Raw genomic sequence first — 24,861 nt, 5'->3', positions numbered from 1 at the left:
TGACGTAAACGTCAAAGTCCGTGCGGCTACTCCGCCGCCTCCTTTCGGTCGTCGCTTACACCGCGATGCTGTGCGAAAAGGGCGGAAACGTCAGCCGGATCGAAGGCATCGACCGCGAGAACGCGGCGGACGGCATCGTCGCGCCGGGCAAGTTTCGCGATGTCCCTCTCGTCGATGATCCCGGCCTCTCGTGCTGCCTCGAGGCTTTGGCCAGTTTGTTTCAGGCGGCGATCGATCACGGCCGCATCGGCAACGAGTTCCAACGCTTCCTCCAGCAGAGCGACGGGGTGATCGGGTCGGCCGGCTCCCAGATACAGGTCCGGCAGAATGCGATCGCGCTGGGAGGACGGCTCTAGGAGGATCAGGGCAACCTCGCGAACCAGGTCGTCGGATGGCGCCCGCATCGGCACACCGAGCGGAAAGGTGACGACACGTGCCAGCATCGCAGCCCAGCGTGACGGCAGGTTGCTGATGGCACCGTTGAAGGCATGGCCGATGCGATTGAACCCGCGCTGCATCACGTACTCGATCAACGGACGGTCGGCTTCGGGTCGACCATCCTTCTCGAAGCGTCGCAACGTCGCGCCCAGGAGATAGAGTTCGGACAGAACGTCGCCCATACGTGCGGAGATGAGTTCGCGGCGCTTCAACGTTCCGCCCATCGTGACCAGGCAGAGGTCGGTCAGGAATGCGAACGCCGCGCAAAACCGCGACATCTGCCGCCAGTGGCTGGAGAAGGCCGCGCCCTCCGGTCTCGGTGCCGCCAAGCCGCCGGTCCATCCCGTCAGCAGGGTCAGCACGCCGACGCCGAGGGCATGTCCGATATGGGGCCAGAAGGCCCGGTCGAAGGCATCCAGTCCGCGTTGCTCATCGGGGTCTGCGAGTGCCTGCATCTCGCGCAGCATATAGGGATGAGCGCGGATGACGCCCTGCCCGAAGATCATCAGGTTTCGGGTCAGGATATTGGCCCCCTCGACGGTAATGCCGATGGGTATCGCGCGGTAGTGCCCGGCGATCGGGTTGGACGGGCCGTCGATTACGGCCTTGCCGCCGAGAACATCCATCGAGAGGTTGACGGACCCACGCATACGCTCCGTCGCATTGCTTTTCATGATGGCGGAAATGACCGAGGGGCGGTGCCCCTCGTCCAGCGCCGCAACGGTCAGACGCCGAGCCGCGTCGATCTGGTAGGCATTGGCAGCCAGTTCCGCCAGCGCTTCCTGAATGCCTTCGAACTGACCGATAGAGATGCCGAATTGCGTTCGCACGCGCGCGTAAGCACCTGTCACGCGCGCAGAATACGCGGCAGCCGCCGCTGCCTGGGACGGAAGCGAGATGCCGCGACCCGACGCCAATGCGGTCATCAGCATCGACCAGCCCTCGCCGATCCGCTCCTGCCCCCCCAGCACCCATGCGAGCGGGATGAAGACGTCCTCTCCCTCGACCGGACCGTTCTGGAAGAAGGTGAACTGCGCGATGTGGCGTGGGCCGCGCCGGACGCCCGGTGTCGACATGGAAACGAGCGCGACCGTGATACCGCGCTCGGCTGCGCCACCCAGCAGACGGTCCGGGTCGAACAGCTTGAAGGCCAATCCCATGACGGTCGCGACCGGGGCCAGCGTGATGTAGCGCTTGGAGAAGGTCAGCCGGATGCCGAGCGTCCGCCGGCCTTCATGCTCTCCCCAGACGACCGTTCCCCGGTCGGTCATAGCGCCGGCATCCGAACCGGCCTCGAGCGAGGTCAGCGCAAAACATGGGATCTCTCGGCCATCCGCCAGCCTCGGCAACCAATGTTGTCGTTGCTCCTCGGTGCCGAAGTGCAGCATCAGTTCGCCAGGCCCCAACGAGTTGGGAACCATGACGGTCACCCCTGCCGCGACGCTGGCCGACGAGATCTTGCGCACCACCTCGGAGTGGGCGGCATTGGAGAAGCCGAGCCCCCCATACGCCTTGGGGATCACCATACCGAAGAAGCGATGCTCCTTCAGATAGGCCCAGGCATCGGCCGAGAGGTCACGGTCGTGCCACGTCATCTTCCAGTCGTCGACCAACCGGCAGAACTCTTCCGTCGGACCATCGAGGAACGCGCGCTCGTCCTCGGTCAGGGTCGCCTCGGGCATCGCGATGAGTTTCGCCCAGTCCGGTTGCCCGCTGAAAAGTTCACCGTCCCACCACACTGTGCCGGCCTCGATGGCCTTCGCCTCGGTCGCCGATATGGCGGGCAGAACGGATTTGGCCCAACGATAGATGGGTCGGGTCAGGCGATCCCGGCGAAACGACATGACGGTACTCCCAGACAGTCACGAACCATATCTAACGCGATCGCCTGCCCTTCCCATTCAAAGGCTTCGTGATCGCCGCGCCTCTCAAACGCTCGCTGCGATGTCGCGACGGTAGAAGCCGTTCGGCCATTCGACGCTGGCCGCCAGTTCGTAGGCTCGCCCTGCGGCAGCGGGGATCGTGGCGGCGACGCCGGTTGCAGCCAGCACCCGTCCGCCGACGGCTAGCAGTTCGTCGTCGACCAGTCGCGTGCCGGCATGGAACAGAATCGTTCCGGGAAGGTCGCCGGATGCAACGCGCACCACGGTGCCGCTTTCGAAACCGCCGGGATACCCACGCGACGCGAGCACCACAGTCACCGCAGCATTGTCCGTCCACTGGACATCCACGCCGTCGAGCGCCCCTTCCGCCGCCGCTCGGAGAATCGGCAGGAGGTCACTCGCCAACCGGGGCATGAGGACCTGGCATTCAGGATCGCCGAAACGAACGTTGTACTCCACGAGTTTGGGCCCCTCGGGCGTCAACATGAGACCGGCATAAAGGACGCCGGCGAAGGGTGATCCCATCTCGCGCATGTCCGCGAGCGTCGGGCGAATGATCTCGCGCATGACGCGCTCCAGCAACGCATCGTCCATCAGAGGCGATGGCGAAAAGGCGCCCATGCCACCGGTGTTGGGTCCCTGATCCCCATCGAATGCCCGCTTGTGGTCTTGCGCGGTCCCAAACGGTATCGCGCGTTCGCCATCGCAGAGACAGAAAAGCGACACTTCGGGGCCGGTCATGCACTCCTCGACGACGACCTCGGCGCCCACGCCATCGGCAAAGCATGCGTCGACGGCGGCGAGCGCCTCGTCGACGTGCTGAGCGACCGTCACCCCCTTCCCGGCCGCGAGTCCGTCCGCCTTGATGACGATTGGTGCTCCCTGTTCCCTCACGTAGTCGCGCGCGGCGACAGCATCCGTGAAGCGCCGATAACGGGCCGTCGGTATGGACTGGCGGGTGCAAAGGTCCTTGGTGAATCCCTTCGATCCCTCCAGGCGCGCAGCCGCGGCAGAGGGGCCGAAGACCACAACGTCTGACGCGCGCAACGCGTCCGCGAGACCCGCAACCAGCGGAACCTCCGGTCCGACGACGACGAGCCCGATCCGAGCGGTTTCGCAGAACCTGATCACGGCCGCATGGTCCGTCACGTCGAGGGAAACGACTTCGGCGTGTTGCGCGATGCCGGGATTGCCCGGCGCAGCATAAAGGCGACCGAGCTCCGGGGACTGCGCCAGCTTCCAGGCCAACGCGTGCTCACGTCCGCCCGAACCGATCAAGAGAACATCGGTCGCCATGGGATACTCCACCATTGCCTGCCGGCCGCGACGCGACCTTCTGCGGCTTTGTGGGATGGCGATCCGCCGGTCAAGTGCAGGATCGGACGCGATACGACTTGACGCCATGCACGGCGCACGCTCAACAAACGCAATGCCGCGCCCCGACCCCTCGTCCTGGACCGCAACGGATCGCGTTGCCGACGCACCGTCCGACAACTGGTCCTACCGCATACTGCCGCGGAGATTGTGGCCATTTGCCCAGCTGGCACGCTGGGATCGACCGATCGGCTGGCAGCTTCTACTATGGCCCTGCCTTTGGTCTGCGGCCCTGGCGCCGCAATGGGCGGCTCCTTCGGCGGTCCATACGGGTCTGCCCGACATCTGGCACATGGCCCTGTTCGTGATCGGCTCGATTGCGATGCGGGGCGCGGGCTGCACGTACAACGATCTTGTGGACCGGGACATCGACGATCGAGTGGCCCGAACGCGCTCTCGCCCGTTGCCCTCCGGTCGCGTCACCCCGTTTCAAGCCAAGGTGTTCCTTGTCTGTCAGGCTCTGGTCGGTTTCTTCGTCCTGATCCAATTTAACCTGTTCGCCGTGCTGCTCGGGATTGCATCGCTTGCCGTCGTCGCGCTCTATCCGTTCCTGAAGCGTTTTACGGACTGGCCGCAGCTCGGCCTGGGCTTCGCCTTCTCTTGGGGCGCCCTCATGGGCTGGGCGGCCTACTGGGGTACGCTCGATGCAGCGCCCATCCTGCTCTACGCGGGATCCGTAGCGTGGACGGTCGGTTACGATACGATCTATGCGCATCAGGACCGGGAAGACGACGCCCTTGTCGGGGTGCGTTCCACGGCCCGCCTGTTCGGCAACCATACGCGCCGGGCCCTCGTCGTCCTGTACGGCCTGACACTCCTGTTCTTTTGTCTAGCCTTCATCGCGACCGGCACAGGTGCCACAGGCCCGGCTTGGCCAGCCTATGCTGCCCTGATCGTCGGCGGTGCCCAGATGGTCTGGCAGATCTGGACGCTCGACATCGAGAACGGCGAGGAATGCCTGAAACTCTTCAAGTCGAATTCACTCTTCGGCTGGATCGTCTTCCTCGGCCTGCTCTTCTCGGGCCTTTGGACGCTGTCCTTCCCGGCCTGACCCGGTTCAGTTGCGGGCGATGATCTCCTCGCCCGAAACGATCAGACGCATACCCAGACCGCCAGGCTTGCGGCGCGCGAGAAAGCGCGGACGACGGCCGCGATGGCTGTTCCCGCGTCGACGGTTCGCGTTGCCTGTACGGAGCTGACCAAAGCTCTCCTCCAGCGCGGTGACCGAGCCATCCGCCTCGACCATCAGCATCGGCAAGGCGAACATCTCGGCCCAGCCCCGCCAGTCGGCTGCGACATCATACAGATCGCTCGCCACCAGAAGCGGTACCGAAAGCTTCGGGTTCTCGTGATGCAGTTCGAGCGTCACGGTCACACGGCCGTCGCCATCTTCCATCGCCCGGGCAGCGACCCCCTTGAAGGCGCGCGGCGAGAGGGCCACTGCGACAGGAATGCCGCTTTGTTCGAGCTTGCGGCGGACGACAGCGCCACGTCGGTCGACACGGTAGGAGACGACCTCGCCCCCATCCAGCATCTCCAACGTCTGCTTGCGGTCGGCCAGAGCCGGATCGAGGCGGATGGGGTCGTTGGCCCATTCGGGCTTCGCGGCCTGGGGGTTCTTGAGGACGGTCATCGCGGTTCCTCTTTGCCTTCCTGTTCGCCGGACCTGACCGATCCGACTGGGGGCCGATGTGTCCCGGCCTTTGATACTGGAAGACTAATCGCGCCATATTGCCCGGCGCCTAAGGAACGCAGTTAAGGTGTTGTGACCTGAAACAGGGTTTTCGATTTGTAACTTAGAACAAAACTTTAAAGAAGCTTGCCGGGGTTCATGATCCCATAAGGGTCAAACACCGTCTTAATGCCTCGCATCAGGTCCATCTCCATGGGCGGCTTCGTTTCGGCGAGTTCGATGCGTTTGAGCTGCCCGATGCCGTGTTCGGCGGCGAAGCTACCGTTCAAGTCGGCGACGATCGCGTGCACTAGGCGATTGATCTCGTGCCAGCGCCCGAGAAAGACCTGAGTGTCTGCGCCGACCGGCTGCGAGATGTTGTAGTGGATGTTACCGTCCCCAAGATGGCCGAACGACACGATGCGAGCATCCGGGATCGCCTCGAGCACGGCTTCGTCGGCGCGCCGGAGGAACTCGGGAACCAGAGCGACCGGCACGGATACGTCGTGCTTGATGGATCCGCCTTCCGGCTTCTGCGCCCAGCTCATCTCCTCTCGCATGCGCCAGAACATGCGGGCGTCGGACAAGGATTGAGCAATCGCCGCATCCTGGACCTCGCCGGCCTCGAAGGCGCCTTCCAGCGTATGCTCCAGCACGGAGCGTGCGTCGTCTTCCGAGCGCGCCGACGAAATTTCGAGAAGCACATACCAGGCATGAGGAGACGCAAGCGGGTCGCGCGCACCCTGCGTGTGACGGACGGTGAACTCGATGCCGATCCTCGGCATGAGCTCGAAGGCGGTCAGCTGCGAGCCCGCGATCGCTTCTGCTCGGCGTAGGAGCTGAATCGCGTGCTCCGGCGTTTCCAGACCGACATAGGCGACCTCGCGCGCAGCCGGTTTTGGGAAGAGCTTCAGAACCGCGCCGGTGATGACGCCAAGCGTGCCTTCAGCACCGATCAAGAGGTCACGTATGTCGTAGCCGCGATTATCCTTCTTCAGCCGCCGCAGACCATGGAAGATCGCGCCGCCCGGCAAAACCGCCTCGAGGCCGAGGCAAAGATCGCGGCTGTTACCGTAGGCCAGTACGCCTGTGCCACCCGCGTTCGACGACAAATTGCCGCCGATTTGGCAGGACCCCTCGGAGCCCAGGGACAACGGAAAAAACAGGTTCGCCTCATCGGCCGCCTCCTGAACGCGTTGCAGGACGACGCCCGCGTCGACCGTCATCGTACGTCCGATCGGATCGACGTCCCGAATTCGGTTCATCAGCGAGAGCGAAAGCACGATCTCCTGCTCCGAACGCGGTACCTGCCCGCCGACCAGACCCGTATTGCCGCCCTGCGGCACGACCGGCGTGCGTGTCTCGTTCGCCAGCTTGAGGATCGCGGAGACCTCATCGACGGAACTGGGCCGCAGGACGAGCCGACTGCGGCCTTCGTAGAGGTCGCGCTGTTCCCGAAGATAGGGTGCAATCGCCTCCGCTTCGGTTAACGCACGTCCCGCGGGCAGCAGTGCAGCAAAGCGGGTGCGGAGGTCGTCGGTAAGCGGTGTGGGAGCGATCGTGTCCATGCCCGGACGTTAGAATGGAACCGCGATGCGGTCGAGATCAGCGATCCGCCGCCGCTCGGCGCAGGCGATCGTTGATGGCATGGCCGAGACCGACATGCGGAATGGAGGCGACCGCGATGCGCGGGATGTCCGGGTCGTCGAAGCGATTCAATGCGGCGAACAGGTTGGCGGCTGCCTCGCGAAGGTCACCACGCGGGCTCAGATTCGTCGCGCTGGCGCAGGCCGCAGCCTCGACGGGATCGGGGCCGAAGCCGATCCAACACTCGTCGCTCTGCGGTCGCTCGGCGTCGAGTCGCACTGCGCCATGTGGCGCATAGTGCGACGTCATCTGTCCCGGTGCATTGAGAACGGCGTTCGAAACTCGCCCCCGGATCTCGCAGCCCAAAACGGCGCTCAATTTCTCGACCTCGATCGGACCCGGCCGCAACAGCACCGGCCCTTCAGGTCCGAAGCCGACAATCGCGGACTCCAACCCATGAGACGTCGCCCCGCCGTCGAGAACGAGCGCGATACGCGAATCGAGCGTGCGGAGAACATGCTCCGCCGTCGTTGGACTGATACGACCGGATCGGTTCGCACTGGGTGCCGCGATAGGTCGGTCCATCCGGTCCGCCAGTTCGCGCAACGGCCCACGCGGAACGCGAACCGCGACGGTCGGCAGTCCGGCGGTGACAAGCGGGTGCAGCGACGCCTCCGGACGCATCGGCAGAACGAGCGTCAGCGGACCCGGCCAGAAACGCTCGGCCAATATGAGAGCCTCAGGCGACAAGACGGCGATGCGCCCCGCCATCTCCAACGACGCCACATGACAGATCAGCGGGTTGAAGCTGGGGCGGCCCTTTGCCTCGAAGATGCCGGCAACGGCCTCGCCGTTGGTCGCGTCTCCGCAGAGTCCGTAGACCGTTTCCGTGTGTGCCGCGACGAGGCCGCCACCGCGCAAGATGCGGACGGCTTCATCCAAAGCTCCGGGCTCGTCGAGCGGTAGGCGTCGGGTGGTCTGGGTCACCGGCGGTTCATAGGACGACCGTTGTCGAGGCGAAAGCTTCGCGACAGCGACGACGTGAGAGACTCATGTGCGATCACCAAGGGTGGCGCAGGTTCACCTCGTCGTGCGGAAGGCCTTCGTAATGCGCCGATCGATCGGCGCAAGGTGCGCGACGACCATCCAGTCGCCGCGTACGAGGTCGGACCGACGCTCAAGCGTGCCCGCCGGTTCGGGCGGCTTGCCCTCGATCGTCTCGGCTGCCGCACGCATGATCTCCGCAATGCGGGATCGCAGCGTCGCACCGGTCGGCTTGGCGAGCGCGCTCTCGACCTGCGTCGCCGCGGCGGTCGTCGGGACACCCACGACGGACCGGACGATGCTCATCTCGTCCCGCATCCGCTCGAGGTTGCCGGGGAACGTCAGCGGCGTCTGGCCCGGCGTCGGATCGGTCTTCGGTCCCTGTGACAGCGCGGAGAGAACGGGGGCCGGAGTCGCCGCATGTTCCTGCCGCGTTGCCTCGTTCAGCAGTTGCAACGGATCGACCGGCGCATGGCGGGACGGGCCATAGGCCGCGGCCAAGGTATCGGCGACGGGCTTGTCCGCGTCCGAGACCGGCGCGTCGGGTAGCGCGAGTTCGGCGACCTCACGACCGACCTCCTCGACGAGGTCCTTCGCGTTTCGGTCGACCTTCGCGATCAGACTACCCGGGTCGACCACGACAGGATCGGGTCCCACGAGACCGTCGAATGGCCATGCCTTCTGCAATTCCGCGACGCTGAGCGGTGAAACGTTGACGTCGATGTCGTTGCGCGCTCCCGCGACGCGGTAGGGGCATTTGCGCGCGTTGCAGTTGTGCATCGACGAGAACTGCCAGAGTGCATACTGGTCCCAATTCCCCTGCGGAAACACGCCCGTCAGGTCCTCGCGGTACCGCGCGTACCAAAGCTGCAAACGCGACAGCAGTGGGTAGGTCTCACGGTTCTTCGCGATGTAGGATGCCGTGTTGCCGTTCGTGTAGAGTACCGGATATCGTCCGATACGGATGAAGACCTGGCGGGCGAAGGTCTCCGCATCCTCGAGAGACATCCATTCGGACGTGTTGTCCTCGATATCGAGGGCGATCAGATCGTCCGCTTCAGGCTGCGCGAAGTCGATGAAATGGTCGGCCTGCTCGCGCGGATTGCCTGGCCGGGCGAGATGGTAGGCCCCCCACTTCAGCCCAAGCGTTTTCGCCATCTCGCGGCGCGTGAGATAGAGCTCCTGCGTGACCGTGTACTTCCACCAACGGTTCTTGCAGAGCTTTTCATCGTCCCCCTGGAGGCCCTTGCAGGACCAATCCGGTGGGAGACCGTCGGAAGCCTTGTTGATGAAACCGGCAATCCGCTTGTCGCCGGTCATCTCCTTCCAGTTGATCGGATTGAACTCGTAGGCGTCGATGACAAGCGCCCGGTCCGCATCGCGCCATGGGCGATCCCACTCGGCTTTGGCTGGCGCGGCGCCGATCATCGTCGCCGTCACGCCGAGCATGCAAAACCATCGCAGGGCCGCCGCGGTCACGGCGCTCATCTTCGGCATTCGGAATGTCCCCTCGTCGCCGTCCCCACCCGTTGGCTTTCTCAGCCCGGGCAGACCGGTGATTTGTCGACACGGCCCAAACGGGCCGCCCCTCCAACTGTCCAAGTCTGAGCGGGGCCGCATCTGGCCCTGCTCGCCGTTCCCCGCCTCTCTCGTTCACCATTCCGGCGGGTTCCGGGCGTCGCCGATCACGAATTATTACGTTTCTGGCAACTGAGGCTTATTACGCCTGCCGAGACTTGCCCCTACCTCGCGGGGTGATCCCGCGAGGACTCAGTTGCATCACGAAGTCGGGACGACCGGGGGCGTGCGAACGCGATCGTAGCGTCTCAATCGCTGCAGCACCGGCCGCTCGAAGCCCACGTGGAGAACCCAAGCCAAAAGCAGGGCTATCGCAGTGGTGGCGATGGCAAACGCACCGACCGTCGTCGGCGCAGCCGTCCACTCCAGGTGTCTGGCGACCTGTGCGACCGCTCGGATGGCGAAGAAGTGCACGAGATACAGAGCGTAGGAGAGATCACCGAGACGCTCGACCGTTGTCGTCCACCGACCGAACGCGACCGGACCACAGACGGCTGCAGCGACGACCAATAGCGCCGGACCACCCCACTGCAGCCACCGCCATGGCTGGTCGAGGGCGGGAAAGGTCGCCAAAATGACGACGGCTGTGCCGATCATCAGCAAGCGGGTCCAAGGCGATAGGATGAGGCCGCGCCGGACCAAGAGTTGGAGGAGGATGCCGCCCAGGAATTCAATGACGATCGGATCGGACCAGAAACGAAGCGCGGTGGCCGACGGATCGACGAAGGGGCGAATGGCGACCAGCAGCAGAAGCGCGCACGCCGTAGCCGCGAGGGCAAGCGGTCTTCGCCAGCCGATAAAGAGCGCGAAGACGACGTAGAACGCCATCTCGTAGTTCAACGTCCAGCCGACATCGAGCAACGGCACGGGGAAGCCGTCCGGATTGAGCGCTGGCACGAACAGGAACGACGCGGCGATTTGCCAGGCCGTCGTATGATCCAAGATCGGCGACCGGATAGCGAACATCAGCGCAAGCAAGGCGATCGTGATGAGCCAGTAGAGTGGCACGATGCGCACGAGGCGACGCCACAGGAAGCGCTTCCAGGCACCCTGTTGACCGAACAGGCTTCCGGAGGCGTAGGCCATCACGAAGCCGGAGACGACGAAGAAGACGTCGACGCCCGCGACCAACGGAAACGGGCTGAGTGGAAGGTCCGGAATCGGGATGCGAAACAGCTCGATCTCGATCGCGATCTTCACATGAGCAGCTACCACCATCAGCGCGGCGGCGGCTCGCACGGCCTGGATCGCCGGAAGGCGAACGGGCACGGTCTCGCTCAAATGCGGGACGCCCCTAGCCGGCGATGCGCGAAAAATCCGCGAGTTTGTCTGTCGCGGCGCGAATCCGTGCGAGCAGGGCCAGGCGGTTCGCGCGAAGCGCCGTGTCCGGCGCGTTCACCAGCACCCGCTCGAAGAAGAGATCGGCAGGTTCGCGCAGATGCGCCAGCGCCGCAGTCGCCGCGCTGTAGTCCTCGGCTGCCAGCACTTCTGCCAGCTTCGCCTCGGCCTCGTCGATCGCTGCCGAGAGTTTGCGTTCCGCATCGTCCTCGAAGAGAGCCGAGTTCACCGTCTCCGCGATGGAAGTGCCCTTCTTCTCCTCGGCCGCCAGAATATTGGCCGCTCGACGGTAGGCTGCCAGAAGGTTCGCGCCATCCGGACTGTCGAGGAGACGTCCTAGCTCTGCGACGCGGCGCGAGACATCCAGCAGATCGTCGCGACGTGCGCCCTCTCCGCTTCCGGCAAGAACGGCATCGACAAGATCATGGCGTGCGCCCGCCTCGCGCAACTGGACCTTCAGACGCTCGTGCAGGAAGGCGAGCAGATCGCCGGATGTCAGGAAATGATCGAACGGAAGCCGCAGTTCGTTGTCGAGCACGATACGGATCACGCCGAGCGCCGCGCGACGCAACGCATAAGGATCCTTTGAACCTGTCGGCTTCTCGTCGATCGCCCAAAAACCCAGGAGCGTGTCGAGTTTATCCGCCAGCGCCACCGCGATCGCTACCGGGTCGCTCGGCACGCGGTCGCCAGGTCCCTGCGGCTTGTAGTGATCTTCGATCGCGGCCTGAACCGACGCCGGCTCGCCCTGGAGGGCCGCATACCGACGCCCCATGAAACCCTGGAGCTCCGGAAACTCTCCAACCGCCTCGGTTGTCAGATCGGCTTTGGCCAGAACCGCGGCGCGGCCAGTGGCCTGCGGATCGGCGCCGACCATCGGTGCCAGGACCATGGCGAGATCGCGAATGCGCGCGACACGCTGACCTTGCGTGCCGAGCTTGGCGTGGAACGTCACGCCGAGTGCATCGAGCTTGGCCATCCGCTGGTCCAACGGCTTGGCGAGATCGAGCGCCAATCCGGATGCCGCATCCTGTAGGCTGGATAGATCCGGTAGCGCGGCCTGATCCGTCTGCCAGAAGTACAACGCGTCCGACAGGCGAGCCCGCACGACCTTGCCGTTGCCTCTCGCGATCTCGGCACCGCCGTCCGCGGCCTCGATATTGGAGACCAGCACGAAGCGGTTGCTCAAACCATCATGGCCGGAGCGCCGGCATACGAAGCACTTCTGGTTGGTACGGATCGTCAACTGGATCATTTCGGCGGGAATGGCGAGGAAGCTTTCCTCGAACTCCCCCATCAGCACCACCGGCCACTCGACGAGACCCGACACTTCCTCGAGAAGACCGTCGTCCGGCACGATCTCCAGGCGTTGCGCGAACGCGAGGTGCTCGGCATCGGTCCGAATGATGTCCTTGCGACGGTCAGCGTCGAGCACGACCTTGGCCGCCTCGAGCTTCCGAACGTAGTCGTCGAAGCGCCGAACCGTGAACTCGGCCGGAGCATGGAAGCGGTGCCCCACCGTCCGATCACCGGAGCGGATCCCGCTCACTTCGAAATCGACAACGACCGTCTCGCCGTTTTCAGGACCAAACACGCAAAGAATCGACTGAAGCGGACGCACCCACCGCAGGGATCCCGGCTCCCGGGAGGCGGCACCCCAGCGCATCGACTTCGGCCACGGGAAATCCTGCACGACCCGCGGCACGATTTCCGCCACTATATCTTCGGCCGGACGACCGGGACGCTCGACGACGGCGACGAAGAACTCCCCCTTCTTGCCGTCGCTTCGCCGCTCCGCCTGTTCGATGCCGGAGAGGCCGGCACCGCGCAGGAAACCCTCGATCGCCCGCTCGGGGGCATCCGTCCGCGGCCCTTTCCGTTCCTCCCGAACGTCCTTGGAACGGGCGTCCACACCGCGGATGTCGAGCGTCAGGCGACGCGGCGTCCAGTACTCGCGCGCGCCCTCGTAGGTCAGCCCCGCCTCGACCATCGCATCGGTCACCATACGGCGCAGGTCACCCGCGGCCTTGCGCTGCATGCGCGCGGGGATTTCCTCGGAACGAAGCTCAAGAAGAAGATCGGGCATGGGGCGGTCAGGTCCGGACGGGTCGGCAATCGACCCGCCTCACACCATGCCGCCCCGCCGATTGCAAGCGAGCGGACCGCTTCCCGCTAAAGCTGACCGCTGAATGTGTCGCACTGGGCCATGTCGCCGCTCGACGCTCCACGGCGAAACCAGCTCACGCGTTGAGCGGACGTTCCGTGGGTAAAGCTGTCGGGGACCACCGTGCCCTGACTCTGCCGTTGCAACGTGTCATCGCCGATGCGGCTCGCAGCATTCAGCGCCTCCTCGACATCGCCGTCTTCGAGATATCCGGCCTGCTGCGTGTCGTGCGCCCAGATGCCGGCGTAGCAGTCTGCCTGCAGCTCGACCCGGACCGAAATGGCGTTCGCTTCCGCTTCCGAGACCTGTTGGCGCTGCTGCGTCGTACGCTCGAGGGTCCCCTCGAGATTCTGAACATGATGCCCGACCTCGTGCGCGATGACATAAGCCTGCGCGAAGTCGCCGGGAGCCTGCAAATCGCTGCGCAACTGGTCGAAGAAGCGGGTGTCGAGATAGAGCTTCTGATCAAGCGGACAGTAGAATGGGCCCGTCGCCGCCGAGGCATTGCCACAACCCGACGAGACCTGTCCCGTGAACAATACCAGGGTCGGGTTGCGATAGGTCTGGCCCATCTGCTGGAAGCGATTGCCCCAGACCGTTTCGGTGTCGCCGAGGACAACCGCTACGAAGTTGTCGGTCTCGTCCGCCGTACCGCCGACCCCCGGCCCATTATTGGACGCGGTCCGCGAGGTCGTCTGCTGGGATCCGTCGTCGAGACCGATCACCGAAAGCGGGTTGATGCCGAAGCCGATCCACAGAATGGCCAGGATGATGATGAGGCCGATGCCGCCACCGCCTCCGGCCCGGATCGGAATGCGCAGCCCGCCGCCGCCCCGACCGAGACCACCGCCCAGACCTCCGCTTCCGCGCCGGTCCTCGATATTCGAGCTCTCGCGTCGACCACGCCATTCCATCGCCCATCTCCTGGTCGCATCACATCCCTGCGAGCGACAGATAGGCGCATGACCTCCGGTGGGAATGAAGTCATGCACCCAAACGATCGTCGATGCTACGCCGCGACCTTCGAAGCCCCGCCCGCTTCGGTGCGAAGGAAGGCCTCTCCGCAGCTCTTGGCTAGGGTGCGGACGCGCAGAATGAAGCTCTGGCGTTCAGTCACGGAGATCACACCTCTCGCATCGAGGAGGTTGAAGGCGTGGCTGGCTTTGATCGCCTGATCGTAGGCGGGCAGAACGCAGCGGTGAAGTCCCGCTTCGTCCGCGCCGGCGTCCAGGAGCGCGCGGCATTCCCGCTCCGCGTCCTCGAAGTGGCGCAGGAGCATCCCGGTATCGGCATGCTCGAAGTTGTACCGCGAGTACTCCTGCTCGGCCTGCAGGAACACGTCGCCATAGGTGACCTTCTCGTCGCCTTCGCGTCCGTTGAAGTTCAGGTCGTAGACGTTGTCGACGTTCTGGACGTACATCGCCAACCGTTCGAGACCATAGGTCAGTTCACCCGCAACCGGCGCGCATTCGATGCCGCAGACCTGCTGGAAGTAGGTGAACTGCGACACCTCCATGCCATCGCACCAGCATTCCCAGCCGAGCCCCCAGGCACCGAGCGTCGGCGACTCCCAATCGTCCTCAACGAACCGGATGTCGTGGAGCGCCATGTCGATGCCGATCGCCTTGAGCGATCCGAGGTAGAGTTCCTGAAGGTTAGGCGGGTTCGGCTTCAGGATGACCTGATACTGGTAGTAGTGCTGCAGACGGTTCGGGTTCTCGCCGTAGCGGCCATCCTTGGGACGGCGCGACGGCTGGACATAGGCGGCGTTCCAGCTCCTGGGACCTAACGCCCGCAGGGTGGTCGCCGGGTGGAACGTGCCGGCGCCGACCTCCATGTCGTAGGGCTGGAGCACCACGCAACCGTAGTCGGCCCAGTACCGATGAAGCGCAAGGATAAGGCCCTGAAAGGAACGCTCGGGGCGCATGTGGGGCGGAAGTTCGGACATCAAACGGACCTTGGGTCGGACGCGACGAACGCCGCATCCGGGCGAGTTGCCATGCACCTCCCCGAGGGGTCAAGCCTGCATGACGGACGGCGCGATCAGTCCTTGTGCAGCCGATATACCCCGTCCTCGCCCCGCTTCAGCGTCCCCTGCGCGCCCGTCCGCAATTCCGCTTCGGATCGACGGTTACGTTCGACGACACGCGTCGCTTCGCGCTGCAGACGCTGGTAGCCGTAATAGGCTGCGGCCCCGACGAGGCCGAAGAGGATCAAGGGAGGCATCAGTTCCGCCATGGGTCATACAGCGGGACTATGCGACCCGAGCGCGGCGATGTGAAGGCTCGTCACAAGCCGTATCGCGCCCACAACGCCCTCTCTTCGGCCGCCTCTATGAGCCCAGCCCCGATCCTGCCGGGATCGAAACCGGACTCTACACCCGGCGTCCCGGCGCGGAATGCGAAGAGACCCCGCCTTTGGTGAACGAGACCCAGCTTGGCCTTGTCGCCGTAGCGCTCGCGCACGACCGTCCGCAGGTCGCCGAGCCGATCGACGAGACCGAGTTCCAGACCGCGAACGCCCGACCAGAAGAGCCCCGTGAACAGGTTCGGATCATCGGCGAGCTTGGTTCCCCGCCGCGCCTTGACGAGATCGATGAACGTCGCATGGACGTCGAGCTGAAGCGCCTTCAGGTGCTCGACGTCTTCAGGTCGCTCGGGACGGAAGGGATCAAGCGTCGCCTTGTTTTGTCCGGCCGTATGGACCCGGCGTTCGATGCCGAGCTTGCCGATCAGGTCCACGAAGCCGAACCCGCCGGACACGACGCCGATCGACCCGACCACGCTGGATGGGTCCGCGACGATCTCGTCTCCCGCGCAAGCGATCATGTAACCGCCTGACGCCGCCAGATCCTCGCAGCCGACGATCACGTGCTTGTTCTTCTCCCGCGCCAGATCGCGAATGCGTTGATAGATCAATCGTGCCTGCACGGGCGAACCGCCCGGCGAATTGACGCTGATCGCGACCGCCGGCGCGTCCTTCTGGGCGAAGGCGCGTTCAAGAAGAGGTGCGACGGCAGCAAGCGACAGCGTCGGCCGCAGCGGACCTCCGCTCGACATGATCGCGCCGTTGAGCCGCACCAACGGCACCACGATGTCCTGCGAACGGAAACGCTTGGGAAGAAGACGGCGAAGGAAGCGAGCCACGGAAACGGTTTGCCTTGCTTGCGATAGACGATCGTTTCGCATGTAGGCACGGGCTCGACCGCCAGCAAATGGCGCGACCCTACTCGAGCACGGGAACGGGAAGCGCATCTCCGGCCGACAGTTGGCGACGTGCACTGTCATCGAGCTGGAATGACGGCAGAATGCGAAGCGGCGCACGCGACCCGCGCACGGCCGTCACCAGAACGCGATGGGCCCGCCGACCCTCGTTGTGGATAGGCAAAATGGCCATTGACCCCAACCGGTTGTCGGCTGCTGCCAAGACCACAGGGAGGTTCTCAGGCCGCCCGAGCGCGATGAACCGCCCCCCTGACCGGAGCAGCGTGGCGGCAACGGCGACCCAGCGGCTGAGGAATGCGGGGTCCGGCATCGTCAGCGCGCGAGCGCGCATGGCGTCCGGCGATAGACGTCCGTTCGCCGGATGAAACGGCGGGTTGGTGACCACCCAGTCGAAGGCCCCGTCGCACAAGCCCGCTTCTTCCCGCTCCGGTCGGCGGGACAGGAGGTCGATCTCCGCGACGCTGAGACGCGCCCCCAGCGGCTCGGGTGCCGTGTCGACGGAACGACGCAACAGGTGCAGGAGGGTTGGCTCGCGCTCAGCCAGCACGACATGCAGCGCCGGCGCTCGGAGCGCTGACGCAAAGCCGACAGCCCCGGTGCCAGCCCCCATGTCGATCGCCCTGCCCGCAGCTTCCGCCGGCACGGCAGCCGCGACCAGGAGCGCGTCGTGACCTGCCCGCAATCCCGTTGCTGATTGCCAAAGGTGGAACCGCCCATTCAGAAAGGCGTCCAGGGACGGCTCTGACGTTTCAGCGGCCATCGGCCAGTTCGTGTCCCAGCTCGGCATCGCGCAGCAGACGACGCGCACGATCGATCTCATTGCGGTCCACCAGAAGGCGGCGTGGCAGCACGCCTATCGAACCGTCCAGGACGCTCATGTGGGCATCGGCCAAGAAATGGGCGATCCCCGCGTCCTTCAGGAGCGATTGCGCAAAGGACAGGAGAACCGGATCGTTCGTACGGATCAATTCGAGCATGCCGGCGACTTGCCCCCATTCGGCCAGCGGAGCAAGCGAGGACCCGCAGTCAGGCTTCCTCTCCGGGTTACGAACGCCATCTTGCTCCTTGCCGCTGCGAGCGCCGGCAGCTATTGCCCGCGCAACGAACGGAGAAGTCCATTGAGCCTCGCTAGCCCGGTTGGCCGCGCCTCGCCCGCTGCCTCGATCGACCCTATCGTGGCTTTGACGCGCGACGACATGCAGCGTGTCAACGATCTGATCCTGTCGATGGCCGGCTCGAACGTCGAGCTCATTCCCGAAATCGCCGAACACCTGATCGGGTCAGGCGGGAAACGGCTACGTCCGATGCTGACGATCGCATCCGCGCTGGCCTTCGGCTACCGCGGCGACGGACACGTCAAGCTCGCCGCCAGTGTCGAGTTCCTCCATACCGCGACCCTGTTGCATGACGACGTCGTGGACGAGAGCAATCTTCGCCGCGGCCGAAAGACGGCACGAACGATCTGGGGCAACCAGGCAAGCGTTCTCGTCGGCGACTATCTTCTGGGTCAGGCCTTCAAGATGATGGTCGAGGTGGGTTCGATGCGGGCCCTCGCGATCCTGTCGAACGCGTCCGCGGTCATCGCGGAAGGCGAAGTCTGGCAGCTCTCCGCAGCCAAGAGTCTGGCGACAACGGAGGAGGACTACGCAGCCGTGATCGGCGCGAAGACCGCCGCCCTATTTGCGGCCGCAGCCGAGGTCGGCCCCGTCATCGCTGGCGCCGATGAAACGTCGCAGGCAGCGATGCGTGATTATGGACTGCACCTGGGACTGGCGTTCCAGCTTGTGGACGATGTTCTCGACTACGGCGGTTCCGCCGGAGAGCTCGGCAAGAATGTCGGCGACGACTTCCGCGAAGGGAAGATCACGCTTCCGGTCATCCTTGCCCATCGCTCGGCGAACGAGGCAGACAGGGCCTTCTGGCGCGACGCTCTCGAGAACGGCCGCAACGACGACGAAGCGCTGGAGCGAGCCCGCGCGCTCCTCGACCAGCATGGCGCGCTGCAGGCGACCCGCGAGCGGGCTCGTCAGCATGGGGCCAAGGCCCTGGAAGCGGCGCGACAGGTTCCCGCCGGTACCAGCCGAGACGCTTTGATCGCCGTCGTCGATTTCTGCATCGACCGCATCTCCTGACGCGCGGCATCGGTCGCAAAATAAACATTCTGCCGCAGCAAACCGGACGCTCGCGGTCTTGGCGTGTGCCGGGCACCACCGTTAGATGGCGCGCTCGCAGCGTGGCATCGCCGAGCCGTCAGCCGGAGGAAATTCGACGTGGATAAAACGCGCATCACGCGGATCGCCCGACACGCTGCGCTCGCGGGCGTCCTCATCATGCCCCTCCACGTGGCATACGCCCAAGACGCCGCGAAGCCGGAGATGGCGCCGTCCGCCGTCCAAACGCTGTCAGGCGCCTATCTGGCGGCCAAGCAGGCGCGCGAGAACCGGCAACCAGACATCGCGGCCCAATACTACGATCGCGCGCTGGCGCTCGATCCGGACTCCGAGGTTCTCCAGCAGGAAGCGATGTTCGCCTATCTGGCGGACGGCCGGTTCGACCGTGGCGTGGCGTTGGCGGGCAAGCTCACCGACAACGCGGACGTCGGCAAGGTCGCGCGGATCGCGCTCGGTCTCGATGCTCTGCGCCAGGGTCGGTTCGACGCCGCGATCGAAGAATGGCAGATCGGCGATACGAGCGACCTCGACACCCTGCTTCTCGCTCAGCTCGCCTCGTGGGCCGACGTGGGTGCCGGACGAACCAAGGCCGCCCTCGCCCGTCTTGACAAGCTTCAAGGTGCGACATGGTTCGCAGCCTTCAACCAGTATCAGACCGGACTGATCGCTGCGCTTGGCAACGATCTGCCACGCGCCCGCAAGTCGCTGAACGCTTTGCTCGATGACGACGGCTCGGCCCAGACATCGGTGGATGCCTATCTGGCGGGCGCAGAAGCGCTCGGTCGGATCGAGGCGCGCGCCAAGCGCAAGCCCGAGGCGTTGGCGGCGGTCGACAAGGGTCTGGCCTTGGCGCCGAGCTATGAGCCCCTGACGCAGTTGCGCAAGCAGATCGACGACGGCAAACCGGTCGATGCTCCTTATGCGAGTGCCCGCAACGGTGCCGCGGAAGCGCTCTATATCCTCGGTCAGGCCATCAACCGCGGTGACGGTCAGGATGTCGCCCTCCTGTACTTCCAGTTCGCGAAAGCGGTCGCCGATCGTCCCGACGACAAGCTTCTGACAGCGCTGGCGGGGATCGCGGACCGTTCGCAGCAGGTCGATCTCGCGATCTCCTATTACGAGCAGATTCCCGACGGCTCCCCCTACCGCCGAACCGCGGAACTGCAGATGGGTCTCGATCTCTGGCAGGCCGAGCGCAAGCCGGAGGCGACCGAACATCTGCGCACGGCCGTCGAGCGTTATCCCGACGACCTGCAGGCCCGGCTGGCTCTCGCCGACGTTCTCTCGGCGGACAAGAACTACGGCGAAGCGGTCGAGATGCTCGACAAGGCGCTATCGCTTGCGCCGACCGACAGCCCGACGCTGTGGAACATCCACTATCAGCGCGGCATCGCCTTCGAGCGGTTGAAGCAGTGGGAAAAGGCGGAACTCGACTTCAAGAAGGCACTCGAGCTCTCGCCGGATCAACCGCAGGTTCTGAATTATCTCGGCTACTCATGGGTCGACATGAATCGCAACCTCGACGAGGGTCTGGAGATGATCCGGACCGCCGTCGATCTGCGGCCGAACGACGGCTACATCATCGACTCTCTAGGCTGGGCCTATTACCGCCTCGGTCGCTTCGAGGATGCCGTCGAGCAGCTGGAGCGGGCCGTCCTGATCACGCCTGCCGATCCGACCATCAACGATCATCTCGGAGACGCCTACTGGCGGGTCGGACGAACGCGTGAGGCCCGCTTCCAGTGGAACAGGGCGTTGGCGGGGCAGCCGGCTCCGGAAGCTGCAGATGTCGAGCGCATCAAGCAGAAGGTCGCGAACGGATTGGAAGCGGGGACCGTCCCCGTGAAGGCGACGGCTCCCGATGCCGCCCCGACAGGTGATCGCGCATCGAACGATGTTCGCTCATCCGCTCCGTCCCAGCCAAACTGAGCCTCGTGGGCGAGGTACTGGCCGCGACCAGACCGGTCGAGGTATTGGCGAGAGCGAAGATCAACCTCGCCCTCCATGTCGTGGGACGACGGCCCGACGGGTATCACGAACTCGATAGCCTCGTCGTATTCGCGCGCATCGCAGACCAGCTTCAGGTCGTCTCAGGCGACCGTGATCAGTTGGAAATAGCGGGCCCGTTCGGCCACCTGCTCCCCACGGGTGTCGAGAACATCGTCGTGAAGGCGTTGCGCTCGGCCCGCGACGTCCTGGCCGTGGCGGGGCATGACCTCCCGCCGCAGGCGATGCGGTTGACGAAGCACCTTCCGCCGGCGTCCGGCATAGGTGGCGGCTCCGCCGACGCGGCCGCACTGCTCCGGCTGATTGCCGATCGCTATCCCACGAGCCTGCCCGACCTTCGCATCGCGGCTCTGCGCCTCGGCGCGGATGTGCCGATGTGCCTGGATGGCGTGAATGCCCGCGTGCGGGGTGTCGGCGAGGCGAGCACCGATCTTCGGATCGCCGCTTCAATGTTCTTACTGCTTGTGAACCCGCGCGTTGAAGTGTCCACACCTGCTGTGTTTTCCGCTTTACGACACCGGGACAACGAACCGCTTCCCGAACCACCTTCCGGCGGTTTTAGCTCAGCATCGTCGTTGGCTACCTATCTCCAATGCTGCCGCAACGACTTGATGGCTCCAGCCATCAATATCGCTCCCTCGATCGGAACCGCACTCGAGGCCGTCGAGCGCGCCGCGCCGCTCGTTGCTCGCATGTCGGGCTCGGGTGCCACGGTCTTCGGGCTCTTCGAGGACCCAGACGCCTGTCGTCTTGCGGCGGAGCGTATCGCGCACCTGCACCCTTCGTGGTGGGTCCACGCAACCGCCGTTTCGACGGGTATTCATGATGTCTGACCGTCGTTTCGTTCCACTCCGCATTGCGGTTCTCACCGTTTCCGATACGCGCACCCTTTCCGACGACCGATCGGGCGACACGCTGGTCGAGCGCATCGCAGCAGCCGGTCATCATCTCGCGGATCGTAGGATCGTCGGCGATGAGCGCTTGGATATTCGTGACACGGTTCTCGCATGGTCGCGGGACCCGGCGGTGGATGTCGTCATTACGACGGGAGGAACCGGCTTCACCGGTCGCGACGTGACGCCAGACGCCTTGGAGCCGATCTTCGAAAAGAGAATGGACGGTTTTTCGGCGGTCTTCCACCGGGTCTCGTTCGAAAAGATAGGTGTATCGACGATACAGAGCCGCGCGACGGGAGGTGTCGTCAACGCGACGTTTGTGTTCGTGCTGCCGGGTTCCCCAGGTGCTTGCCGGGATGCCTGGGACCACATCCTCGCCGCGCAACTCGACTACCGACACAAGCCCTGCAACTTCGTCGAGATCATGCCGAGGCTCGACGAGCATCTTCGACGTGGTGGCGCAAGCGCCTGATCCGAATGCTCGGATGACTAGTCGCGATGCGGTCGTCCGGCGCGAAGCCGAGGGCCGTGCGACGCTGATGCGAGCTCCAGCCAACTGCGGGCCTGACTGCGCGCGATCTCATTGCGCGCAATCAACGGCGCCACCGGATGGCGACCGATGAGGCGCTTCCATGCCGGCCAGTGCGATCGCTCGACGACGAGACGCGCCGCCCCGTCTTGATCGCTCATGTGCCGGTCGATGGCACTGAGCCAGTCGACAGGCAGACGATCTCCGCTTTGCAACAGAAGTATCCAGCGCCCTTTGAGCGACGAGCTGTGCACTGCTGGCGCACTGTCTGCGAGCAAACGACAGCCCGCCTGATCCGCAATGGCACGGCACGTTCCTTCGTCGCGAAGGCCCACGACAACAACGTCCCGCAACGCGCCGTCGACAGCCGCAGGTACGAGGTCAGCCAGGGTGGCGGCGAACGGACGCGGTGAGGAAACGCCCCAGACGATAGCGGTCAGCATGGTCTGCCGCTTAGCCGTTCAAACCGACGAAAGCCAGCGAATCAGTTTGTTCTTGTATTGTTCTCCATCCGATCGTAGATTCCACCTGCAGAACCGTAGACGATCAGGATTGCAGCCCTATGCCGGAATTCGCGACCAGCTTGCCGAGCGTGACCGGTTCAACCGATCTGGCCCAGCGTCTCTTGTCGGACGCTGGGTTACGGGTCGGGTTCGAACGACGGCGCGGTCGCGGCGCCGGCCTCAACCCGTCGGGGCGTTTCGAGCCGTTCTCGCGTTCGGCGTTCGACGATGGCTGGAACTCATTGGAAGATCTCCCGGCCTTCCGCACAGAGGTTCAAGGTGAGTCCGCGCGTACGATCATCAGCCGCAATGACTCTCCGGACATCTCGTTCGAGCAATCCGTCAATCCCTATCGGGGTTGCGAGCACGGTTGCGTCTACTGCTTCGCGCGTCCGACCCATGCCTACATGGGCCTGTCGGCCGGCGTCGATTTCGAATCGAAGCTCTTTGCCAAGCGCAATGCCGCTGAACTCTTGGAAGCCGAGATCTCGAAACCCGGTTACCAGCCCAAGGCTCTTGCGATCGGCGCCAATACGGATCCGTATCAGCCGATCGAGAAGCGCGAGCGGATCATGCGTGAGATTCTCGAGGTCCTGGAAGCTGCCAACCACCCGGTCGGCATCGTCACCAAGTCCGCACTCGTCCTGCGTGACCTCGATATTCTGACGCGCATGGCGTCGAAGGGTCTTGCCAAGGTCGCCCTGTCGATCACGACCCTCGATCGCACGATGGCGCGTCTGCTGGAGCCGCGAGCCGCAACACCTGCGCGCCGTCTGGACACGGTTCGCCAACTGAACGAGGCGGGCGTTCCGACCATGGTGATGACGGCTCCCATCATTCCGGGGCTGACGGATGCCGAGATCGAACGCCTCCTGGAAGCGGCTGCGACCGCGGGTGCAAAGGAGGTCGGCTACGTCCTCCTGCGGCTCCCGCTGGAGGTCGCACCGTTGTTTCACGACTGGCTGCAGCAGCATTATCCGAACCGCTACAGGCACGTGATGGCCCTGCTACGTTCCATGCGGGACGGCAAGGACTACGATGCCGAGTGGGGTCGCCGCATGTCCGGCAAGGGACCCTATGCAATGCAGATCCGACGTCGTTTCGAGATCGCGGCCAAGCGGCTGGATCTCAACCTCGAGCGGACGAAGCTGCGCACCGATCTGTTCCGCGCTCCGCGCGGTGCCGGCGTCCAGTTGGCGCTTCTGTAGACGACGGAGCGACGTCCCGGCCTCTTGAGTCGGAGCCTCTGGTCCGGCATGCCTGGCCGATGCCGCGCCTTGCCCGAACCATCATCTCCCCCAGCTTCGAGATCGAAGACGCAGGACCATCACCGGTCTGTGGCGTCGATGAAGCGGGTCGCGGTCCTCTAGCCGGACCGGTCGTGGCAGCGGCGGTAATTCTGGACCGCCAGATCGTTCCCGACGGGATCGGAGACTCGAAGACGCTGACGGCATCGCAGCGGGAAGCCGTCTTTCGCGACATCCTCCGGCATGCGGAGGTCGGCTTCGCGTACGTCTCCGCCTCCGAGATCGACAGGTTAAACATTCGGCGGGCGACCCTGCTGGCGATGCGTCGCGCGGTTGCAGCCCTGCCCCGGAGGCCTGCCATGGTTCTGGTCGATGGGCGCGATACGCCGCCAGGCCTGATGCAGCCAGCACGTGCCGTGGTGGGTGGCGATGCCCTGTCCCTGTCGATCGGTGCAGCTTCGATCGTCGCAAAGGTCATGCGCGATCGGGTGATGCGGGAGATCGATCGCCAGGATGGGCGCTACGGCTTCGCCCGTCATATGGGGTATCCGACGGTGGAGCATCGTCTGGCGCTGGAGCGTCACGGTCCATCGCCATACCACCGGATGACCTTCGGCCCGCTCAAGTCCTGGCGCGCCAACGGTGGTCCCTGAACGCAAAGAGCCGGTCGCGGAGTTTCGCGACCGGCTCTTGATCCATTCCTAAACGTCGCTGCTCAGTTCAAGCGGCGGCGGACATCCTCGATCGACTGGTCGAGCAGCCGCGTATCGCCACCGACGTTGCGCTCCGCGATGATCCGGGTCGCCGCGTTCACTGCGATGTCGACCGCGGTCGAGCGGACTTCGGCGATGGCGTCTGCCTCCGCCTGAGCGATCTTCTGCTCGGCGATCTGCGTACGGCGCGCCACGTAGTCCTCGCTCTTCTGTCGGGCTTCGTCGACGAGCGCGGCAGCCTCGCGCTGGGCGGCCGCGACGATGTCGCGCGCCTCGGTTTCGGCCTCGCGACGGCGGCGCTGATACTCCGCCAGCTGACGCTTGGACTCTTCCTTCAACGCCTGCGCTTCCGCCAGTTCGTTACGGATGCGCTGGGCGCGACGGTCGAGGGTCTGCGTCAGCTTCGACGGCGCCTTGAGATAGGCGACCAGGACGAAGAAAAGGATGAGGCCGATCAGGGCCCAGAAACTGTTGTCGAACGCCATGGGTGTCC

General features: G+C 64.7%; 23 protein-coding genes. 7 read left to right on the top strand and 16 right to left on the bottom strand.

Annotated elements, in window-relative coordinates; genetic code table 11:
* Positions 1 to 26: 26 nt before the first annotated feature.
* Together BLQ76_RS08705 and purD are read right to left on the bottom strand one after the other, a co-directional pair.
* Positions 27 to 2,282: an acyl-CoA dehydrogenase gene (locus BLQ76_RS08705; RefSeq protein WP_090671982.1), complete on the bottom strand. Its 2,256-nt coding sequence runs from the start codon at positions 2,280 to 2,282 to the stop codon at positions 27 to 29.
* 84 nt (positions 2,283 to 2,366) lie between these two features.
* Positions 2,367 to 3,617 carry a phosphoribosylamine--glycine ligase gene (purD, locus tag BLQ76_RS08700; RefSeq protein ID WP_090671979.1) on the bottom strand — a complete coding sequence of 417 codons (1,251 nt, stop codon included), beginning with the start codon at positions 3,615 to 3,617 and terminating at the stop codon, positions 2,367 to 2,369.
* 133 nt (positions 3,618 to 3,750) lie between these two features.
* Between purD and ubiA the strand changes: the two genes are divergently transcribed.
* Positions 3,751 to 4,746, top strand: coding sequence for a 4-hydroxybenzoate octaprenyltransferase (gene ubiA, locus BLQ76_RS08695; RefSeq protein ID WP_090671976.1), 996 nt, complete (start codon positions 3,751 to 3,753; stop codon positions 4,744 to 4,746).
* Between the two features lie 6 nt (positions 4,747 to 4,752).
* Here ubiA and BLQ76_RS08690 read toward each other — a convergent pair whose 3' ends face one another.
* The 12 genes from BLQ76_RS08690 to BLQ76_RS08635 form a co-directional block, all read right to left on the bottom strand.
* The gene (locus BLQ76_RS08690) at positions 4,753 to 5,328 is read right to left on the bottom strand and encodes a DUF6101 family protein (RefSeq protein ID WP_090671972.1); all 576 of its coding nucleotides are present in this window, start codon (positions 5,326 to 5,328) and stop codon (positions 4,753 to 4,755) included.
* Positions 5,329 to 5,504: 176 nt separating this feature from the next.
* The gene (locus tag BLQ76_RS08685) at positions 5,505 to 6,935 is read right to left on the bottom strand and encodes an FAD-binding oxidoreductase (protein ID WP_090671968.1); all 1,431 of its coding nucleotides are present in this window, start codon (positions 6,933 to 6,935) and stop codon (positions 5,505 to 5,507) included.
* Positions 6,936 to 6,972: 37 nt separating this feature from the next.
* Positions 6,973 to 7,941: an L-threonylcarbamoyladenylate synthase gene (locus tag BLQ76_RS08680; RefSeq protein ID WP_090671965.1), complete on the bottom strand. Its 969-nt coding sequence runs from the start codon at positions 7,939 to 7,941 to the stop codon at positions 6,973 to 6,975.
* A gap of 93 nt (positions 7,942 to 8,034) precedes the next feature.
* On the bottom strand, positions 8,035 to 9,486 hold the full coding sequence (locus BLQ76_RS22735) for a GH25 family lysozyme (protein ID WP_342028249.1): 1,452 nt from the start codon (positions 9,484 to 9,486) through the stop codon (positions 8,035 to 8,037).
* Between the two features lie 291 nt (positions 9,487 to 9,777).
* Positions 9,778 to 10,857, bottom strand: a complete 1,080-nt coding sequence (locus BLQ76_RS08670; protein WP_090671962.1) for an acyltransferase family protein — start codon at positions 10,855 to 10,857, stop codon at positions 9,778 to 9,780.
* A gap of 13 nt (positions 10,858 to 10,870) precedes the next feature.
* The gene (gene glyS, locus BLQ76_RS08665; protein WP_090671959.1) at positions 10,871 to 13,000 is read right to left on the bottom strand and encodes a glycine--tRNA ligase subunit beta; all 2,130 of its coding nucleotides are present in this window, start codon (positions 12,998 to 13,000) and stop codon (positions 10,871 to 10,873) included.
* Positions 13,001 to 13,086: 86 nt separating this feature from the next.
* Positions 13,087 to 13,992, bottom strand: coding sequence for a KPN_02809 family neutral zinc metallopeptidase (ypfJ, locus tag BLQ76_RS08660; RefSeq protein ID WP_090671956.1), 906 nt, complete (start codon positions 13,990 to 13,992; stop codon positions 13,087 to 13,089).
* A 95-nt stretch (positions 13,993 to 14,087) separates the two neighbouring features.
* On the bottom strand, positions 14,088 to 15,026 hold the full coding sequence (locus tag BLQ76_RS08655) for a glycine--tRNA ligase subunit alpha (RefSeq protein WP_170842527.1): 939 nt from the start codon (positions 15,024 to 15,026) through the stop codon (positions 14,088 to 14,090).
* A gap of 95 nt (positions 15,027 to 15,121) precedes the next feature.
* Positions 15,122 to 15,304, bottom strand: a complete 183-nt coding sequence (locus BLQ76_RS08650) for a hypothetical protein (protein WP_244519542.1) — start codon at positions 15,302 to 15,304, stop codon at positions 15,122 to 15,124.
* Positions 15,305 to 15,366: 62 nt separating this feature from the next.
* Positions 15,367 to 16,224, bottom strand: a complete 858-nt coding sequence (locus BLQ76_RS08645) for a S49 family peptidase (RefSeq protein ID WP_090671946.1) — start codon at positions 16,222 to 16,224, stop codon at positions 15,367 to 15,369.
* Between the two features lie 79 nt (positions 16,225 to 16,303).
* Positions 16,304 to 17,062, bottom strand: a complete 759-nt coding sequence (locus BLQ76_RS08640) for a tRNA1(Val) (adenine(37)-N6)-methyltransferase (RefSeq protein WP_170842526.1) — start codon at positions 17,060 to 17,062, stop codon at positions 16,304 to 16,306.
* A complete protein-coding gene (locus tag BLQ76_RS08635) occupies positions 17,052 to 17,279 on the bottom strand; it encodes a putative signal transducing protein (RefSeq protein WP_090671941.1) in 228 nt (75 codons plus the stop codon). The genes BLQ76_RS08640 and BLQ76_RS08635 overlap by 11 nt, the downstream gene beginning before the upstream one ends.
* A 141-nt stretch (positions 17,280 to 17,420) precedes the next feature.
* Between BLQ76_RS08635 and BLQ76_RS08630 the strand changes: the two genes are divergently transcribed.
* The 4 genes from BLQ76_RS08630 to moaB all read left to right on the top strand — a co-directional run bounded on the left by BLQ76_RS08630 (position 17,421) and on the right by moaB (position 21,848).
* Positions 17,421 to 18,434 carry a polyprenyl synthetase family protein gene (locus BLQ76_RS08630; RefSeq protein WP_244519540.1) on the top strand — a complete coding sequence of 338 codons (1,014 nt, stop codon included), beginning with the start codon at positions 17,421 to 17,423 and terminating at the stop codon, positions 18,432 to 18,434.
* A gap of 138 nt (positions 18,435 to 18,572) precedes the next feature.
* Positions 18,573 to 20,402: a tetratricopeptide repeat protein gene (locus BLQ76_RS08625; RefSeq protein WP_090671938.1), complete on the top strand. Its 1,830-nt coding sequence runs from the start codon at positions 18,573 to 18,575 to the stop codon at positions 20,400 to 20,402.
* A 5-nt stretch (positions 20,403 to 20,407) separates the two neighbouring features.
* The gene (locus BLQ76_RS08620) at positions 20,408 to 21,313 is read left to right on the top strand and encodes a 4-(cytidine 5'-diphospho)-2-C-methyl-D-erythritol kinase (RefSeq protein ID WP_210184156.1); all 906 of its coding nucleotides are present in this window, start codon (positions 20,408 to 20,410) and stop codon (positions 21,311 to 21,313) included.
* Positions 21,303 to 21,848: a molybdenum cofactor biosynthesis protein B gene (moaB, locus tag BLQ76_RS08615; protein WP_090671935.1), complete on the top strand. Its 546-nt coding sequence runs from the start codon at positions 21,303 to 21,305 to the stop codon at positions 21,846 to 21,848. Before BLQ76_RS08620 ends, moaB begins: the two co-directional genes overlap by 11 nt.
* Positions 21,849 to 21,865: 17 nt before the next feature.
* On the opposite strand, the gene BLQ76_RS21680 is transcribed toward moaB, so the two are convergent.
* Positions 21,866 to 22,348: a glycosyltransferase family protein gene (locus tag BLQ76_RS21680; RefSeq protein ID WP_139183962.1), complete on the bottom strand. Its 483-nt coding sequence runs from the start codon at positions 22,346 to 22,348 to the stop codon at positions 21,866 to 21,868.
* A gap of 119 nt (positions 22,349 to 22,467) precedes the next feature.
* Here BLQ76_RS21680 and BLQ76_RS08605 point away from each other — a divergent pair, with 119 nt between their 5' ends.
* Entirely contained in the window at positions 22,468 to 23,616 is a 1,149-nt protein-coding gene (locus BLQ76_RS08605) for a PA0069 family radical SAM protein (RefSeq protein WP_090671929.1), read from the top strand.
* Positions 23,617 to 23,675: 59 nt separating this feature from the next.
* On the top strand, positions 23,676 to 24,308 hold the full coding sequence (locus BLQ76_RS08600; RefSeq protein ID WP_090671926.1) for a ribonuclease HII: 633 nt from the start codon (positions 23,676 to 23,678) through the stop codon (positions 24,306 to 24,308).
* A gap of 62 nt (positions 24,309 to 24,370) precedes the next feature.
* Here the strand turns inward: BLQ76_RS08600 and BLQ76_RS08595 are convergent, their stop codons facing one another.
* A complete protein-coding gene (locus BLQ76_RS08595; protein WP_090671923.1) occupies positions 24,371 to 24,853 on the bottom strand; it encodes a F0F1 ATP synthase subunit B in 483 nt (160 codons plus the stop codon).
* Positions 24,854 to 24,861 lie beyond the last annotated feature (8 nt).

The organism is Aureimonas jatrophae (assembly GCF_900104035.1).
GTDB lineage: Bacteria > Pseudomonadota > Alphaproteobacteria > Rhizobiales > Rhizobiaceae > Aureimonas > Aureimonas jatrophae.
Note: the sequence above shows the minus strand (reverse complement) of the source record. Positions and strands in the feature narration are given on the sequence as shown.